This window comes from Anaerococcus sp. AGMB09787 (genome assembly GCF_022808955.1).
Classification (GTDB): domain Bacteria; phylum Bacillota; class Clostridia; order Tissierellales; family Peptoniphilaceae; genus Anaerococcus.
The window spans coordinates 1-18,553 of record NZ_JAKZEY010000051.1 but is presented as its reverse complement, the minus strand read 5'-3'; the positions used below and the strand labels follow the sequence as shown (position 1 = coordinate 18,553).

Genomic DNA, 18,553 nt, shown 5'->3' with positions numbered 1-18,553 from the left:
CCTTATAAAAAAGCCGTAGTAACCCTAAGGCTAAACAGCTTTTCTTTATTTCGTAGATAGGTAAGCGTCTATAAAGCCTTGGATGTCCCCATCCATTACTGCATCAATATTTCCCACTTCATAGCCTGTCCTATGATCTTTAACCATGGTGTAGGGTTGGAAGACGTAGGATCTTATTTGACTTCCCCAGGCTATTTGAGAATACTTACCTTGGATATCTTCAATTTTTTCTCTTTGCTCTTCTTCCTTGATTTGTATAAGCTTTGATAGCAAAAGATTCATAGCAGTCTGCTTGTTTTGGATCTGAGACCTTTCTGCCTGGCTTGTCGCAACTACTCCAGTTGGTATGTGGGTAATCCTTACTGCAGAGTCGGTCTTGTTTACATGTTGGCCTCCTGCTCCTGATGCCCTGTAGGTATCTATCCTTAGGTCAGATGGGTCGATATCTACTTCAATATTTTCATCAAGTTCAGGAAAGACATCCACAGAAGCGAAGGAAGTGTGGCGTCTGGATTGACTATCAAAAGGTGAAATCCTTACAAGTCTATGAACACCCTTCTCCCCTCTAAGATAGCCATAGGCAAAAGGACCTGTTATGTGCATGGTAACAGACTTAATTCCCCCTGCTTCTTCATTATTAATATCCTTGATCTCGACCTTGAATCCACTCTTTTCTGCATACCTAGTGTACATCCTAAAGAGCATATCTGCCCAGTCTGTCGCTTCAAGTCCACCTGCACCTGCATTTATAGAAAGGTATGCATTATTACGGTCGTACTCCCCATTAAGTTGGGTCTTTAGTTTCATTTTTTTGGCAAGCTTTTGTAAAGCCCTTAGATTTGCTTCAACAACTTCAAGGGTCTCTAGCTCACTGCCATCACTCAACTCAACTAGGTCAAGGTAGTCTGTACTATCAAGAAGCCCTTGTTCAAGCTCTTCGTAGTCTTTGAGGTCATCTTGCTTTTGGGAAAGATCCGCCATAATCTTACTTGCCTTTTGACTATCATCCCAAAAGTCTGCCTCTTGACTTTGCCTGGATAAGTCCTTTATCTCTTCTCTTAGCCTAGCTGGGTCAAAGAGAGTCTCCGATTAATTTTAGTCTTCCTTGTAGGTCTTCGATTTCTTCTCTTAATTCAAATACTTCTTTCATTATTTCTTAACTTGAGATTTCTTTGCTTCTCTCTCAAGTCTCCTTCTCTCAGCCCTACCTAGACCTTCAAGTCTTGGGTCCTTGCCATCACTTCCTTGGCTAGGTTCTGCTTCTTTGACTTCTTCGCTAGGTTTTAGGACTTGTCTTCTCTCGATATTTTGTCTAATTTGAACTGATAGCATATATTTTACAGTATCCTCTTGGATAGACTTGGTCATATCTTCATACATTTCGAAACCTTCATTAGTATAAGCTCTTACTGGGTCTTCGTTACCCATAGCCCTAACTCCGATTTCCTTTCTCATTTGATCCATGGCATCGATATGATCCATCCATTTTTGATCTATAACTCTAAGGAGGATAACTCTCTCGACTTCTCTCATATTTTCAGATCCAAATTGAGCTTCTTTATCTTCGTATTTAGCAAGTGTTGCATCTGTTATATAGTTAATCAAGTCTTGTTGGCTATAATCATTTATATTTTCAAAATGCAAGGTTGAAACTGGAACTGCTAATCCATTCAAGTAGTTTAAGAGGGCTGTCATTTCCCAGTTTTCTGGTTTGATATCAGGGTTTGTGAAGGTATAAACTGCTGATGATATAACATCCTTTATCATAGATATAATTTGGTTCTTCATATCATTTCCGTAAAGAACTTCTTTTCTCTCGTTGTAGATAATAGTTCTTTGTTTATTCATAACATCATCGTATTGGAGGACTCTCTTTCTTGTAGCGAAGTTATTAGCTTCTACTCTGATTTGAGCCTTTTCTACGGCCTTTGATACCATTTTTGAAACAATAGGTTCATTTTCGTCATAGTCGTATTTTTCTACAAACTTTGATACAGCTTCTCCACCATTTAACCTTACTAGGTCATCCTCTAGGGAAATGAAAAATCTTGACTTACCAGGGTCTCCTTGACGACCTGAACGACCTCTCAATTGGTTATCGATACGTCTTGACTCATGTCTTTCTGATCCTATGATGTAGAGGCCGCCAACTTCTCTTACCTTTTCTGCCTCAGCCATTATATCTGGTCTATATATATCCTTGTAGTGTCTATACTTCTTACGAGCATCCAGAACTTCCTTATCGCTTGTTTCTGCAAAGGAATCAACTTGTTCTAGGACTTCATCGCTTAATCCCTCTCTCTTAAGTCTTTGCATAGCCATGTGGTCTACGTTACCACCTAGCATAATATCAGTACCACGACCAGCCATGTTGGTAGCTATGGTAACTTGGTTTAGTCTACCAGCTTGAGCTACTATGTCAGCTTCCCTTTCGTGGTTCTTTGCATTTAATACTGTATGAGCAATGCCAGCCTTCTTGAGGGCTGATGATAATCTCTCACTTGCTTCGATTGATATTGTACCAACAAGGATTGGTTGACCAGTAGCATGGACCTTATTGATTTCTTCAATTATAGCGTTGAACTTACCACGTTCATTTATATATACATAGTCAACATCATCTGCTCTTTGAACAGGTTTGTTGGTTGGAATTTCTACAACGTCTAACTTGTAGATTTCGTCAAACTCGTCTTCTTCAGTCTTGGCTGTACCAGTCATACCAGAAAGCTTCTCATACATTCTGAAGTAGTTTTGGAAGGTAATTGTAGCAAGAGTCTTACTCTCAGCCTTAACCTCTACACCTTCCTTAGCTTCTATTGCTTGGTGGAGTCCGTCTGAGAACCTCCTACCTTGCATAATTCTTCCAGTAAATTCGTCTACGATTTCAACTTCCCCATGGTTTACTACATAGTCAACATCCTTGGTCATTGTAGTATTTGCCTTTAGGGCATTATTAATATAGTGGGCAAGCTCGATATTATCACTATCTGATAGGTTATCTATACCAAAGAACTTCTCTGCCTTAGCAGTACCCTTTTCAGTAAGGTTGGATGACTTTCTCTTCTCATCTACTATAAAGTCAACATCCTCTACCTTAAATTCCCTATCAAAAGGATCAATTTCAGCATCTTCATTAGGATCTAGAATTCTACCTTCTAAAGTTTGGATAAATTCATTAGCCTTCTTGTAGGTATCAGTTGATTCATCCCCTTGTCCTGAAATAATAAGAGGAGTTCTCGCTTCATCGATAAGTATAGAGTCCACCTCATCGACTATGGCATAGTGGAGTCCCCTTTGTACCATATCTCGCTTATAAATAACCATATTATCCCTTAGGTAGTCAAAACCGAATTGGTTATTAGTACCGTAGGTAATATCGGCTTGGTAATTCTTCCTTCTTTCACTGTTAGTTAGTCCATAAACTATACAACCTACACTAAGTCCAAGGAAAGTATGAACCTTTCCCATCCACTCTTGGTCACGCTTAGCAAGGTAGTCATTTACTGTAACAACATGGACACCCTTACCACTTAGAGCATTTAAATAGGCAGGAAGAGTTGCAACCAAGGTCTTACCTTCTCCTGTCTTCATCTCTGCTATTTGTCCATTATGTAGCACAATACCACCCAAAAGTTGTACTGGGTAATGTTTCAAACCTAGTACCCTAAAGCTTGCTTCCCTAACTACAGCGAAAGCCTCAACCAAAATATCATCTTCAGTTTCGCCATTTGCTAATCTTTGCTTAAATTCACTTGTCTTATTTTGTAACTGAGCATCTGTCAGCTTTTGCATCGATTCATCTAGGGCAAGGATTTGATCGACAAGCTTCATATCCTCGTCGATTTCCTTTTGGCTAAATGACTTAAAAAAATTAAATAATGCCAAATTATTCACCTTCCATATCTTCCACAAGACTAAAAATAAACTGTGGGTTATAATTATATTATAGTATCTTTAATATTTCTAAAAAATCTACTTATATTCGCTTTTATTACTATACCAGTTAATTTCAATAAAAAAATACTTGAGAGTAAAAATAAGTTTATATTAAGGAATAAAAGATATTTTATAACAATCTTTGGTAATATATCATTCATACAGGTGATGATAACTCATATTATGAGAAGTTCTATACTTATTTTAATATACCTAATAATTGGAAAATAGGGATACATAATAAAATATTTGAGATATCCAGGGGATCTCAACCTCCTAAATCTGAATTTATTAGTTACCCTGCCGTTGGGTGTATAAGACTATATCAAATTCGAGATTATGGTCAAAATCCTGTACCAATTTATATTCCCCAAAAATACGCTAAGAAGACAACTGAAAATAATGACATTCTTTTAGCTAGATATGGAGCATCTATTGGAAAAGTATTTATTGCTGAAGAGGGTGCATATAATGTAGCAATGGCAAAAGTAACTCCTATTTATAAAGCCGAAATATTAACTAAAGAATTTATGTATATTTTTTATAACTCAGATATATCAATCCTTAGTAAAGAATAACTCAATGAGTGCGCAGTCAGGATTTAACAAAAATGATTTAGAAAAGCTATTTTTGCCTATTCCACCTATTGAAGAACAAAATTTAATTGTAATTAAAGTTAAACAATTTTTTTAATTAATTGATTCGTTATCTTAACTTTTCTTATTATTCTTTTTTGTTCACTTATAGGAGGAATGCCTACCAACAAATCCTTAAATAGAGTTTTATTTAGATGATGTATAGCTGATCCTGTTTTTGTATTTTTTAATAAATTCTTATTACTGAAAATAAATAATTTAATAAATTCAGATGCTGTTTTTTAAATATATTTTTAATTAATATATTGTTTTTTAATTTCAAAAAGTATTTCGACCATAGTTAAGGTAAACAAGCCCTGAAATTAATAATTAAACTAATTCCAGAGCTTGTATAGTTTTGTATCTTAACTAAGACAGGATTATCTATCTTAGTTGTCGGTTTTTAGTCAAGGTATGGTATTATTTGTCCATAGTCTCCCTTTTTTCTCTTGTAAATTACTCTTACTTCGTTGTCCTCACTATCTAGATATACAAAGAAGTTGTGACCCAGGAGTTCCATTTGAAGGATTGCTTCTTGTTCATCCATTGGCTTTACGTGGATTTCTTTTCTTCTGACTATGTTTAAATCTGTGTTTTCTAGCTCTTTTAGGTCTTCTTCTAGGTTTTCGAATTTGATAGAATCTCCACTTTGCCTATTTCTCATTAGTTTTGTTTTGTTTTTTCTAATTTGTCTAACAAGACCATCTATATTTTGGTCAATGGCAGTGAGGTAGGTATCAGCTGTAGTTTCGCTTCTTAGTATCCTACCCCTATTCAGAAAGGCTGTTGATTCTACGGTATAGAAGTTTCCCTCCTTTGAAAATCTTACATCCATTTCATAAGCTTGGTCAAAGTACTTGTCAAGCCTATCAAACTTCTTTTGAGCTTCTTCTTTGATATCGCTAGTAATTTTAAAATTTTTACCTATCAAATTTAATTTCATAAGGTGCCTCCTATTTGCTTTTTATTTTGATACCCATTTCCCAAAATTATAAACGTTTTCTTTTAACAAAATTTAATTATTAAAGTATAATTAAAGCATAAATAAAGGAGTAATTATGGAAAAAACACAATTAAAAGATATTTTAACATATGACTTCTTATCAGAATTAAATATAGCTGATGATGAAAGTCTACTTTCTTACAAAAAAACTAGAGCTAACGAAAAAGAAAACCGCTATGATAGCAATTTTTATCTTTATGACACTAAGAGTAATGAAACTTACCAAGTAAGCGAAGATAACAAGGCTAGTATTTCTACCTTCACTACAGATAATAAGTTTATCTTCAAAAAAGAGTCTACTGATGAAGCAGATGTCTTTTATATTAAGGATAATCCAGGTCTTCCAAAAAAATTTATGGAGATCAAGAAGAATGTTTCCTTTATCAAGGCCCTAGATGCAACCACCTACTTCATAGAGGCAAGTGAGAAGAAATCCAAAGAAGATATCCAAAAAGAAAAGGACCAAGCCTTTTTTGAAGAGGTTACTAGACTTCCTTTCTACAGTAATGGGGAAGGCTATGTCAAAGAAAATTATTCTTCCTTCTATTTATATAATAAAGAAGAGGATAAGCTTGACCTCTTACTAGAAACCGATTCAAATAATAGGTTGTACCTAAGTGATGTTGACCTTGCTAACAAGAAAGCCTTATTTATTAGATATAACAGTAATGAAAATATGGTTGATGAGTTTAGGGATGACATAGTTCTTTTAGACTTTGAAACCAAGGAAACTAAGACCCTAGTTGAAAAGTCCTTTGCTACCTACACTGCTAATTTCTTGGAAGATAAGATAATCTTTGTAGGAACTGATATGAACAAGCATGGTATTAACGAAGATGCCTTTATCTATTCCTTAGACTTTAATGGAAAGTATAAAAAAATCGTAGACAGCGACTTTGATATGGCCTTCGTTAATTCTGTTGGAACTGATGCGAGATTTGGTGGAGCTAGGAGTTTTGATGTCAAAAACAGTAGGTTCTATTTTGTAGTAACTGACTTTGAAGAAAGTAAGCTCTATTCTATCAACCTCAAGGGTGACTTAAGATGCGAAATAGAGTCAGGAGTAGAAGACTTTGCCCTAGGTGAGAATAATATCTATTATTTTGAAATAGGAACAGACCACTTGGCTGAACTAAGAAGAAATGGATCAAGTGACGTACTAATAGAAAATAAGGTAAGTACTTTTGTATCCCCAATCGAGACCTTCGACTTTAAGTCAAATGAAGATAAGCTTACTGGCTATGTAGTCTTACCTAAAGACTTTGATGAGGGCAAAAAGTATCCAACATTACTATCTGTCCATGGTGGTCCAAAGACCGAATTTTCTGATATCTTCCACCATGAACACCAAATGTTTGCCAGCGATGGCTATATAATAATCTACACCAACCCACACGGCTCATCTGGTAGGGGAGTAGACTTCTCTGATATAAGGGGTCATTATGGAGATACAGACTACGATGACCTAATGAGATTTGTCGATCTTGCCATAGAAAAATACCCACAAATTGATGTCGATAGGCTAGGAGTTTATGGAGGAAGCTACGGTGGCTTTATGACTAACTTCACCATAGGCCACACTAAGAGGTTTAAGGCAGCAGTATCTCAAAGGTCTATCTCCAACTGGACAAGTTTCTATGGTGTATCTGACATAGGCTACTACTTTGCTACTGACCAAACTGATGCTGATATATGGGATAGCTTTGACAAATTATGGGACCAATCTCCTATCAAGTATGCCAAGAATGTAACAACCCCTACTCTCTTTATCCACTCTGATGAAGACTACAGGTGCCCATTAGAACAAGGCCTACAAATGTATACTAGACTTAAATTAAATGGAGTTGATACCAAAATGTATATCTTCCATGGAGAAAACCACGAACTTTCTAGGTCTGGTAAACCTAAGGGCAGGTTAAAAAGACTTACTGAAATCAAAGCATGGTTTGATAAATATTTAAAAGATGAAAATTAAAAAAAGAAATTTCAAGAACTTTATACTAAACCTAATAAATAGGATAAATAGGCATGACATAACAACTTACTCAGCTGCCTTGTCTTTTTATATCTTGCAAGCCTCAATCCCTCTAATGATGGTGCTTATAAATATTTTATCTAATTTATTAGAGGGAAATGAGCTGATAATATACAGATTTTTGGATCTGCTACCAAAAACATCAAGTGATATCCTAGCAAGAATGATCGATATCCTTATCAAAAGTAACCAATCTGCAGCTGTTACGACCTTTACAATTTTGTTTGCCCTACGGTCTGCAACTTCCGGTATAAATAAATTGATGAACGCCATAAATCATGCCTACGGTTTAAAGACTAATAAAAACGCTGTAAGGCAAAGACTAATGAGCCTAGTATTTACCATAATATTTATAGTCCTTATCGTATTTATGCTAGTCTTCCAAGTCTATGGATCTACAATCCTTGGTATCCTGGATGCCCAGATATTTGAGAAAATAACCGAGCACTTCTCATCTGTTATCCAGGTGGCCCTCGATATGATATCATCGCCTATCTTTAAGATTATTACCTTTGCCCTACCATTTTTAGTAATGGCAACGGCACTAGGAGTTTTTTATAAGTATAGTCCATCAGAGCCCAAAAATAGAATATCCTTTAAGGAAGCCTTCCTCGGAGGTCTCCTTGCCACTATAGCCATATTTATATCAAGCTTTGTTTACTCCTTCTTTATAAACAACTTCTCTAATAAGTCTGTAGTCTATGGAGCCTTGGCAGGAATCTTGGCCTTATTTATATGGTTACTCATAGTTTCCCTAATAATAATCCTCTGCGCCGAAGCCATAGCGGCCTATAGGGAGGGCTACAAGGAGAACTTCTTTACCAAAAATCTAGCAAACAAGAAAAAAAATAGGATAATGAACACCCTTATCGAATTACTAAAAAGGAATAAAGATGAAGAACGAATATAGAAGATTTTTTAAAAACCTAAGAAGAGAAATGTCTGAAGAAAAAATTAAGGCTGCATCAGCTGCCATCTATGAAAAACTAATAGCTAGCGACTTCTACAAAGAGGCAAGTACGATCTTTACCTACCTATCAATAGATAAAGAAGTCGATACAAGAAAAATCATAGCGAAGGCCCTAGCCGATAAGAAAAAAGTCTACATTCCTCATATAGATGGAGATTCAATGAAGGCAGTTAGACTAAATGGCCTGGATGATATAATTGAAGGAAAATACGGGATTCCTACGACTAGGTCGGATGAAACCATAACAAACCCCGACCTATCCCTAGTCCCTGGCCTATCCTTCGATAGAAACAAAACCCGTCTGGGCTATGGTGGAGGCTACTATGATAAATTTCTAGATACAAACAAGACCCTAAAAATCGGCCTCTTCCTATCAGAATTTGAAACAACAAGACTACCTAGGGATAAGTGGGATGTGGCCCTGGATTATATAATCACTGATAAGGAAGTTATATAAAAATAAAATAGTAAATCTAATCTATATTCAATTGGATATTAGTATAAAATATGATTTTTTGAAAAAATTGCATTTTTTACCTATTGTAATTTTTTATTTTGAGCATTAAAATAATATCATAGCAAAGTTGATCAACAGCTATAGTAAAAATCAAAGGAGGATGTTATGAAAAAAAGTTCATTATCTAAATTCAACAATGAAGAAAACGATTCAATAGAAAGTTTGAAATTTGAAATTGATAACCAAGAATTGGAAGGAAAATCAGGTAGTGGTATATTTACAGCTATTCAACTAACATTAGCAAGTAAATGTGGTAAACTCTTTACAGGATCCTATGAATGCACAAGTAATAACGTATCTTGCTAATGAATATAGAAGCAATTAAGGGTACATTAGGATTTTATGCACCAATTATAATAATTATAATAATAATAATTTGCGTAGTTTTATTAGTTAAAAAGAAAAATAAATAAATTTTTAAAAAGTAAACTAATTTAAATCTTAACATAATAAGTATCATTCACGATACTTAATTAATTAGTGGATGCCATTCTTGAAATAGATATGGCATCCTTTTATTTATTCATTATATAATAGAGACATATATCTCCTCAACTTAAAATTTTATAATATTTATTGTTCTTTTGTTTCTAAAATAATCCTTTTACTTACATTATATGATAAAATTATATATATTATAAACAAGACAACTTGGATTAGTAATACAAATATATTTATCTCAATATGAAAGTTTAAAAATTTTTCAAAAAACTCAATCGCCTTTTGACCTATTAATATACTTGCTGGTACTGCTATTATACAAGGTACCAAGAAATAGAATAAAGTTTCCTTAAACATTAGCTTATTTATTTCCCTATACCTTGAACCTAAAGAATGTATTATTATTGAATCTCTCTTAAAACTCATTGAATTTGTTACGCTATGAAGGGACAAAATGCATAAAGAAATCAATGTAAATATTATACCTACAAATAAGGTTATAAAAACAAGAGCACCCATAAACCCGGTAAACATATCTTTAAGTCTATCTCTTGTTTGAAATTGATAGTCAAAATGAAGTCCTGATTCATCTTGCCATGTTTCTTTCATAATAAAGTCATTTAATTCTTTTGTTAATTTCCTCTCAGGAACACCATCAAAGTATACAGCATTTAAATAACTATAATCTTTTTTTAATTTATCGGCAATATAGTCACTTACTATCAAAGTTCCTCTGTCATTATTTCCTACACTTGTCATCATCCAAGTATTTTTTGTAGGTTTTTCTAATGCAGGTTCCAGTAATAAGTTATTTATCTTAATTGATTTTTGCTCTTTTAAAAAATCCTCTATCATTGCAATAGTTCCCTTATAGTTGCAATTTATTATATATTGATTCTCTTTTAATTTTAGAGGATCTTTTCCTTGCATTTTCATATTTTTATTGTAGTCTGATAAGCTAATAACAGGTACATCGATATTAACTAATCCCTTATCTACTTTCCATAATTTTTTTTCCATAATTCCTAAATTCTCATATTTAACCTCTGATGAATGGACATAAAATTCGTGAAAAGAACTGAATGTAGATTTAGTATCTATTCCCCATTCTTCTAATTCATCAATAAATTGATTTTCCTGTAACGGATTCACTGAAAATAGACTTAAATTATAAGGACTAGCCTTAATAATTTCTCTATTCATAGAAATATAAGAGCTTCCTCCTATAAGTATCGATGTAAATGATAAAGAAAGGAAGATAGAGATAACAGCTATTGTTATAGAATTTTTGCTTGTTTCCGATGATAATTTCCTAATAAAAACAGTATTCATACCCTTATAATATAAGTTTGGAATTCTGTTTATAAGAACAAAAATGAAGTTACCGATTTCATAGAAAAATCCTATAACGCCGATTATAGCTGTTATTAAAATAGCATAAACTGAGTGCTTTAATTCAGACATATCCTTTAAAGAATAAATTAAATATGCAGATACAGACAATAATACTAAGAAAATTATCATAAATACTATTTGCTTTATCCTAACAATTGATACTTCCACATCTTTTGTTTCATCAACTTTCAATAGAGAAATTATATTTGTATTTTTTATTTTAATCTTGTTAAATATATATGAAATAACAACAATCATCACAAAGCATACTAAGGTTATTTTTATAGATTTACCATTTAAATAGAAATAATCTATACTCCCATCTAAAGAAAAAATATTAATTAACAGCCCTTGTAAAAATATAGATATTACTACACCAATTATAACACCAACAAATAAGGCCAAAGCATTTACTAGTAAATTCTCTAAAAACAGTACATTGCTAATCTTCTTATTTTTCATTCCTAAAGATGCATATAATCCCAATTCGTTACTTCTTCTTTTTAATATAAATTGAGTTGTATATAACACCAAAAATATAAATGCTAAAGAAGCAACTACAGAAAATATACCCATAAACTCTTCCATAAAATTAGTTAATATTCTTTTTGTTTCGCTAATATCATTTAACAAGGGACTACCGATTACAGCATTAAAAGAATAAAATAGACTATACACTAAAGCAAGGGTAGCAAAATATATAGAATATGTTCTAATATTCCTTTTTACATTCCTAAAAGCTAATTTTGTTAACACCTATATCACCCCTTCATCAATACTTTTTTGCTTTTCTATTATCTTTTCTAAAAATTCATATTCACTTTCATTCTTATATTTCATAAGTATATCTATTACTTTGCCATCAGAAAGATATATGACTTTAGAAGAAAATTTTGCAGCCAAAGGATCATGAGTTACCATAAAAATAGATAGACCCAATTTTTTATTTAAATCTTTGAACAATTTCATCAGATTCTCCGAATTAGATGAATCTAAAGCTCCCGTCGGTTCATCTGCAATCAATATATCAGTTGAGTTCGCTATTGCTCTTGCTGTAGCAACCCTTTGTTGTTGACCACCTGATAACTGATTTGGAAATTTTGATTTTAATTTGCTTATACCTAATTCTTCCATTACTTTTTCTATATTATTTTGATTTTCCTTTATGCTTTTCCCTAAAATTTGTAATGGTAAAATAATATTTTCATATACAGATAAATTTGTTATCAAATTATAGTTTTGAAATATAAATGATATATGTTTAGCCCTATATTCTGATAATTCATCATCGTTCATTTTCAAAAGATTTCTTTCACCAAAATAGATGTTTCCTTTTGTTGGCTTATCAATACTTGAAATGCAATTTAACAAAGTTGTCTTGCCAGACCCGCTACTACCCATTACTGCAACAAATTCGCCTGCATTAAAATCTAAAGATATATTATCAAGGGCAATAACACTGTTATCTCCTTCACCATAAATTTTGCTAACTTTATCAATTTTTAATAACATATTAATCTCCTTTTAATGTTAGATATAATTGTCTATACAGACCTGTTTTTTTATTTATTAATTCATCATGAGTACCATTTTCTATTATATTACCATCATTAAAAACATAAATCATATCTGAATCAATTATAGTTGAAAGTCTATGTGCAATAACAATAAGAGTAATATTCTTCTTTTTAAATTCATCCATTATCAGTTTTTCATTAATATTATCCAAATAACTTGTAGCCTCATCCAATAAAACTATTTTTGGTTTTTTCAATAAAGTCCTAGCAAGAATAATTCTTTGCCTCTGTCCACCTGATAAATTTAAACCCATTTCTGAAATAATAGTATTGTACTTCATTGGCATATCCATTATTTCATTATGTATATTAGCTAATTTGCAAGCCCTAATTACTTCATCCATATTGCATTTGAGACCGTTTAAAATATTATCCTTAATTGTTTTATTAAAAAGTGTAATATCCTGAGGAATTATTCCTATCTGTTTTCTTATAAATTTTAGATCAACCTTATCATTAGGCAAACCATCATATAATATTTCCCCTTTTATAGGACTATATAATCCAACTATTAGTTTTGATATCGTTGATTTCCCAGAACCAGAAGTACCCACTATGGCAATTTTTTGACCTTTCTTTATTGTCATGTTCACATTTTTCAGTATTTCCTTACTATCTTTTGTATAAGAATAAGATACGTTTTTTAATTCAATATCTCCTTGAACTATGTGTTTAATTTTCCCTGTTTTTTCGTCTTCTTCCGATAAAATATCATTAATTCTTAAAATAAAAACTTTACTATTTATAATAGAAACAATTGTATTGAATACGCTATCAGTCTTACTAAAAAATATACTACTGAATGAATATATTGAAATAACCGTTCCTATACTCATTTTATTCATACTATATTTACTTATAGATGCTAATAAAATAATAAAAGGCGATATAAAAGTTATGGTCTGTAACAATGAGTTAATATAATTCGAAAATCTTTCGGTTCGTGTATATCTGAATATATATTTTTGAAATTGATTTTCCCGTTGCTTATAAATATCATCTTCAAACCCTTCCATTTTTATTCCCATCATTGAGTATATAATTTCCATTTGTTTATTCTGAACCAAATTTTGTTGAATTGATAACATTGTATTATTTTGCTCTAATTTTTGCTTTGATATAAAAAGTAATATCAAATTTAAATTAAATAGTAATAAAACAATAAAGAATATTGACGAATCATAATAAAATAAATAAACTGATATACATACCAATATTCCTATATCTAATATCCCTGTAATTATTTTGTTGGCAAATAGCTCTCGTATACTGGAAAGTCCGTTTAAAGAATAAATTATGTCTCCCTTGCTCCTATTTGAATAAAATTTATAAGGTAATTTAAATAATTTTATTATTGAAACTCTATTTAAATCCTTATCAAGTGATGATCTTAACCATATTGCACAATTATTCAGCAAAACAGAAATTAAGTAATATAACAAACCAAAAAGAAAGACATATGGAAATATCTGTTTAAACTGGTAAATATTTTTCCCACTATCTATAGAATTTATTATTTCTCTTATAAATATCGGTATAATAAATGTAATAAAATACATAAATACCGTTAAAATTAGTAATAGCATAATTTTTTCAATATTATTGGTGAATATATTTTTTATAAATGAATAATTCGTTTTTATATGTCTTTTTTTTACTTTATCAGTTTTTCGTACTGATATAAGATATTCTGAAAACCCTTCCATGAATTCTCTATAAGTATAGCTTATCCTGCCAATTTCAGGATCAATAACATATACATTTCTTTTTGTAATCTTATCAATTACAACAAAATGCTTGCTATTCCATAATGCAATACTTTTAGGAATTACGAATTTAACATTTTCTAATTCGTTCGGAATCTTATATGCTTTTACATGAAAATTCATTTTTTTAAGTAAATTAACTAATTGTATGAAACTGGTACCGTCTCTCCCTGTTTCAATAGTATTTCTTAATTCTTTGATTGATACTTCATGATTATAATAACTTGCAAGCATAGCTACACAACATAAGCCGCATTCTGTCTTCTGATGTTGTTCTATAAATGGTACTTTAATCTTATTTTTCATTATTAACTCTCAGCTTCTCTAAGCATAGTATTCTTACGATATCATCATAACCGTTATCATTATAATATGCTAATATTCCAGTTTCACCTGTCATAAGTCCCCGATCATCATAATCGTTGTTCTTTTTAAATGAAAATAATTTATTTATTGACTTATCAACCATTTTATTCCTATAACATTTACTTAAATTACAAATATAATTTAATATAGATATGTTACCTATATCTCCATGGCAAATTGAAAAATCTTCTCCAAATCCATTATTAAGTAAATCATTTTTAATATAGTAAGGTATTACATAGTTCTTATTAATATATTTATTCTTTAATAGTAAACCGAATACTCCGTTACACCAAGAATAATATTTTGCATCTTTTCTAATTTCATATCTACCATTACTTATTCTCTCCACACTTTCTAACTTAGATATTTTGTTTTTAATTTTCAACTTTAAAGAATTATTAATATTATAATATTTTAAATACCTGTACAATTGTACAATAATACCTGCATTACCATGAGCATACCCTATATCCGTCTTATCGATTTTTGATTCAAGTATAATATTGAGGATGTAATCAGACATTCTATATGACAAATCTTTAATTTTTACATCATTCCTAAAAATATCATTAATTGTTAATAACACTCCCAATATACCGGCATAACCTGATATTATATCATTTTTTAGATTCGTTAACTTTTCATTAGAGAATATTCCAATCAACTCATCTAAAATGATTTTTTTTAATTCATCTCTATATCCTATATTCATATTATAAATATTAGCTAAAGAATATAATATTCCAAACTTTCCATCAAAAGCACCAAATTTATCGAAATTTATTAATTTATAATTAGATATAGTATAATTAATTATTCTTTTAAGCGTATCTTTATTTAATAATCCACTTTTAGCTAATATAAGCATAATTCCACTTGTTCCTTGATACAAAGAAAAATCAATAGGGGCTATATTATATTGTCCATTACCCATATTAATTAACGACTGCCAACCTGTCTCATTATTATAAGTAAAAGAATTTTTTAGAATACGTTGTACAATAATTTCTGATATTTTTAAATTATCAATAACTAAATTAGTCTTAGCCATTCCTTTAGTCATATTATTTCCTAAAAAAGACATATTAATAATTTTTAGTTGGTATTCCATATCGTTTAAATCTATTTGACTAATATTTTGAACTAAACTTTTAATAATAGTTGAATTTTTATCTTTTATTATTGTATTTTCATTTGTATCATAAACGATATTCTCATTACATTTTATATAAAACATAGGAATATCATTATTTAAGAGATATTTTATCTCTCTACTACAAATTGCTTTATCAACATTATTATCCTCTGTTACGGTATATAATCTTAAAAAATAAATATATCTATCAATTTTATTTTCCAATAAATCCGGATGTTTACTTGTTTCTAAAAGTTGAGTATATGTGTTCGTATTCCTATATATGTACCTTACTTTTTCGTTAGCAAACAATTTTTTTATTGTTTCGATAAATTCTTTTTTAATGCCCAATATGAACTTAAAAAATTCAATAAAACCATCTTCAATATCTCTTAAATACATTTCACAAGATACTGATTTTTCATTTATTTTCGGAGAACTAGGAAATGTCATCAGATTTTTAAAAACACTTATTATCTTGATCTTATCTGTTTTTTTATTAACTATTTCTTGAGTTTTAAAAGGCGATTTTCTTATTTTCCCTGAATTTAAAGCACCAACCTCCATTGACAAATTATTTTTAGATGAATAAATTGAATATGGCAATAGACCTGTCGAGAACACGGAATTATTTATTTTATTATAAATGAATTCTGTACAATTTTTATAAAGTACACTAGAATCAATTTTATGTAAAATAGTTTCGTTATCTATTAAATAAGGTTTATCGCCCGAATTAATAATATTTTCCCCATGATAATCTTTTGATTGTAAAAAATATAATAAACCCATAATATAACCCATATTTTTATAATATTTTTTTATTTGCAAGTTTGATTTACAACTATTTTCTTGTATAAATTCTGCATATCCATAATCACATTTTGTAATTACATCAGGGACATAAATATTAATTGCACCATTACTTTTAAGTGAAATAAATTTAGATAAATCAATTAATTTACTATCTATGGACATACTCCTAGGTTTATAAATAAGTTTTTTATTATTTTCAAACTCTAGTAAACATACAAACTTTCCATTATTATGAGCATCGCCCATATTAAAGTCTAAACCACATAAAGTTGACTTTTCGCAATCAAAAAATTTTGTTGATATCTCTTTATTATCTCTACAAACATTTATACAAATCTCTGTAAGATAGTCCATTATTTGTTTCATTCTTAACTCTAATAAAGATTTTAGCAAAGGATATTTTCTATAAAATTCTTTTAAATATTGCTTGTCACTACATAAATAATTACAAAAATAATAATATCTTTCCTCACTTGTATCCCCAACCAAATGATTTTGTACTCTTAGTCTGTTTATTTCCTTTATAACACATCTATAAGATATATTTAGTAATTCTTGAACACAATAATTATCCACATCTTTAATTAATTTGTTTATTTGGATATATTTGTTATTATGCACTGTTCTTAGAAATTTTTTCCTATATTTAAAGTATATTATATTATAAAGTTTGCCCCAGTCACAAATTTTCCTTAATTGATCATTATCAATATCATTAAAATTAATATCTAAATGCCTGTCTAATTTTCTTCTTTCTCTTAGAAAAAAATCTAAATCTCTACCCGTTTTATTGATTAAAAAATCATCTAATTCTTCTTCACTGTTAATATTTCCTAAAATATCAATCCATTTTTTTACAATATTGTTCATCTTTACTTCCAATTCTTCATAATATGTAATTATGATATCACTATGATGATATAAGTAAATAAGTAAAATATGCAAATTTAATTAGGTTGTAATTATCATCCTTTCTCGCTTTTATGTATGGTATGATATTTTTTTGACATTCTTATAATTTTGAGTATAATAATAAAAATTAATTCAGATGATAAATTAATATAAAATTAGCTAAAATACTTATAGGAGGATAAGGTTGAAATTATTATTAATAGATGACCATAAGTTATTTACCTTAAGTTTGCAAATGGTTTTGAATAGTTTTGATGATATTGATGAAATTGATTCTTTAGATGATATAAAAAAATTAGAGCAAATAGATACCGATTTTTACGATATATATCTTATTGATATAGATTTAAATAATTTATCTAATGAAACAGGATTACATAATGAAACAGGATTACAATTAGCAGAAAAATTAATTGATAAAAAAGAGGATATTAAAATTGCCATATTGACGGGCCATTTAAAAAAGATATATAAGTTGATATCCGAAAAAATAGGAGTCAAAGCTTTTATAGATAAAAATATATCACCTGCTGAGTTGTTACAAATCTTAAAGAAGATTTATAAAGGTGAAAAATATTTTAAAAAATTTAAAGATGAAATAAATAATAAAGATATCTTAACTTTTAGTGAGTTAAAAATATTAGATTTATTAAGAAAGGGAGATAATATTGACGAAATTGCACATAAAATTTTTATTAGTAAAAGAACTGTATACAATCATTTAGCTAATATATATTCAAAGCTTAAAGTCCACAATAAAGAAGGGGCTATATATCAAGCAGAAAAATTAGGTTACTTTTTAGATTTCTAAAGTACATATATAACATTTATTATAATTAATATCTATATTATCTGATTTCTTTTGGCAAAATCCTGAATTTGACAGTTAAAAAGAAAAAAGCGATCCTAAAGCTTGTAATACAGCTAAAAGAGTGCTTGAATTTTTGATTCAAATTTTGACCTGAACCCTTAAACACGGAATAATTTAATAATATTTTAAGCGGAATGTAATCTGTAAATAACAGGAGACATCCCGTTTAATTTTG

At 30.1% G+C, this 18,553-nt stretch carries 12 protein-coding genes; 5 read left to right on the top strand and 7 right to left on the bottom strand.

The annotated features are described in order from the left end of the window. Window positions 1–45: 45 nt before the first annotated feature. The 3 genes from prfB to raiA form a co-directional block, all read right to left on the bottom strand. Window positions 46–1,150 (bottom strand): peptide chain release factor 2 gene (gene prfB / locus MUN42_RS08700; protein WP_243344410.1). Its coding sequence is split into 2 segments (ribosomal slippage): window positions 46–1,074 and window positions 1,076–1,150, totalling 1,104 coding nucleotides; the frame shifts between segments, so codons are not numbered across the junction. Then, on the bottom strand, window positions 1,150–3,885 hold the full coding sequence (gene secA, locus MUN42_RS08695) for a preprotein translocase subunit SecA (protein ID WP_243344408.1): 2,736 nt from the start codon (window positions 3,883–3,885) through the stop codon (window positions 1,150–1,152). Before secA ends, prfB begins: the two co-directional genes overlap by 1 nt. Before the next feature lie 1,089 nt (window positions 3,886–4,974). After that, window positions 4,975–5,514: a ribosome-associated translation inhibitor RaiA gene (raiA, locus tag MUN42_RS08690; RefSeq protein ID WP_243344407.1), complete on the bottom strand. Its 540-nt coding sequence runs from the start codon at window positions 5,512–5,514 to the stop codon at window positions 4,975–4,977. A 115-nt stretch (window positions 5,515–5,629) separates the two neighbouring features. Between raiA and MUN42_RS08685 the strand changes: the two genes are divergently transcribed. The 4 genes from MUN42_RS08685 to slmA all read left to right on the top strand — a co-directional run bounded on the left by MUN42_RS08685 (window position 5,630) and on the right by slmA (window position 9,402). Further along, on the top strand, window positions 5,630–7,549 hold the full coding sequence (locus MUN42_RS08685) for a S9 family peptidase (protein ID WP_243344404.1): 1,920 nt from the start codon (window positions 5,630–5,632) through the stop codon (window positions 7,547–7,549). Continuing rightward, window positions 7,539–8,519, top strand: coding sequence for a YihY/virulence factor BrkB family protein (locus MUN42_RS08680; protein WP_243344403.1), 981 nt, complete (start codon window positions 7,539–7,541; stop codon window positions 8,517–8,519). Before MUN42_RS08685 ends, MUN42_RS08680 begins: the two co-directional genes overlap by 11 nt. Continuing rightward, on the top strand, window positions 8,503–9,036 hold the full coding sequence (locus MUN42_RS08675) for a 5-formyltetrahydrofolate cyclo-ligase (RefSeq protein ID WP_243344400.1): 534 nt from the start codon (window positions 8,503–8,505) through the stop codon (window positions 9,034–9,036). Before MUN42_RS08680 ends, MUN42_RS08675 begins: the two co-directional genes overlap by 17 nt. Before the next feature lie 165 nt (window positions 9,037–9,201). Beyond that, window positions 9,202–9,402 carry a salivaricin M family lantibiotic gene (gene slmA / locus MUN42_RS08670; protein ID WP_243344398.1) on the top strand — a complete coding sequence of 67 codons (201 nt, stop codon included), beginning with the start codon at window positions 9,202–9,204 and terminating at the stop codon, window positions 9,400–9,402. 267 nt (window positions 9,403–9,669) lie between these two features. On the opposite strand, the gene MUN42_RS08665 is transcribed toward slmA, so the two are convergent. The 4 genes from MUN42_RS08665 to lanM are packed head-to-tail and all read right to left on the bottom strand — an operon-like array spanning window position 9,670 to window position 17,465. After that, window positions 9,670–11,688, bottom strand: coding sequence for an ABC transporter permease (locus MUN42_RS08665; protein ID WP_243344396.1), 2,019 nt, complete (start codon window positions 11,686–11,688; stop codon window positions 9,670–9,672). Further along, complete coding sequence (locus tag MUN42_RS08660; protein ID WP_243344394.1) at window positions 11,689–12,444, bottom strand: ABC transporter ATP-binding protein; 756 nt, start codon at window positions 12,442–12,444, stop codon at window positions 11,689–11,691. Between the two features lies 1 nt (window position 12,445). Next, window positions 12,446–14,581 (bottom strand): peptidase domain-containing ABC transporter, encoded by a 2,136-nt coding sequence (locus tag MUN42_RS08655; RefSeq protein WP_243344392.1) that lies wholly within the window; start codon window positions 14,579–14,581, stop codon window positions 12,446–12,448. Further along, a complete protein-coding gene (lanM, locus tag MUN42_RS08650; protein WP_243344391.1) occupies window positions 14,571–17,465 on the bottom strand; it encodes a type 2 lanthipeptide synthetase LanM in 2,895 nt (964 codons plus the stop codon). Before lanM ends, MUN42_RS08655 begins: the two co-directional genes overlap by 11 nt. Window positions 17,466–17,691: 226 nt before the next feature. Between lanM and MUN42_RS08645 the strand changes: the two genes are divergently transcribed. Beyond that, window positions 17,692–18,318: a response regulator transcription factor gene (locus tag MUN42_RS08645; protein WP_243344390.1), complete on the top strand. Its 627-nt coding sequence runs from the start codon at window positions 17,692–17,694 to the stop codon at window positions 18,316–18,318. Window positions 18,319–18,553 lie beyond the last annotated feature (235 nt).

What these genes read in the sequence shown, in the direction of transcription:
- raiA (WP_243344407.1), bottom strand. Translation starts at nt 5,514, where the DNA reads ATGAAATTAAATTTGATAGGTAAAAATTTTAAAATTACTAGCGATATC.
- MUN42_RS08685 (WP_243344404.1), top strand. Translation starts at nt 5,630, where the DNA reads ATGGAAAAAACACAATTAAAAGATATTTTAACATATGACTTCTTATCA.
- MUN42_RS08680 (WP_243344403.1), top strand. Translation starts at nt 7,539, where the DNA reads ATGAAAATTAAAAAAAGAAATTTCAAGAACTTTATACTAAACCTAATA.
- MUN42_RS08675 (WP_243344400.1), top strand. Translation starts at nt 8,503, where the DNA reads ATGAAGAACGAATATAGAAGATTTTTTAAAAACCTAAGAAGAGAAATG.
- slmA (WP_243344398.1), top strand. Translation starts at nt 9,202, where the DNA reads ATGAAAAAAAGTTCATTATCTAAATTCAACAATGAAGAAAACGATTCA.
- MUN42_RS08660 (WP_243344394.1), bottom strand. Translation starts at nt 12,444, where the DNA reads ATGTTATTAAAAATTGATAAAGTTAGCAAAATTTATGGTGAAGGAGAT.
- MUN42_RS08655 (WP_243344392.1), bottom strand. Translation starts at nt 14,581, where the DNA reads ATGAAAAATAAGATTAAAGTACCATTTATAGAACAACATCAGAAGACA.
- lanM (WP_243344391.1), bottom strand. Translation starts at nt 17,465, where the DNA reads ATGAACAATATTGTAAAAAAATGGATTGATATTTTAGGAAATATTAAC.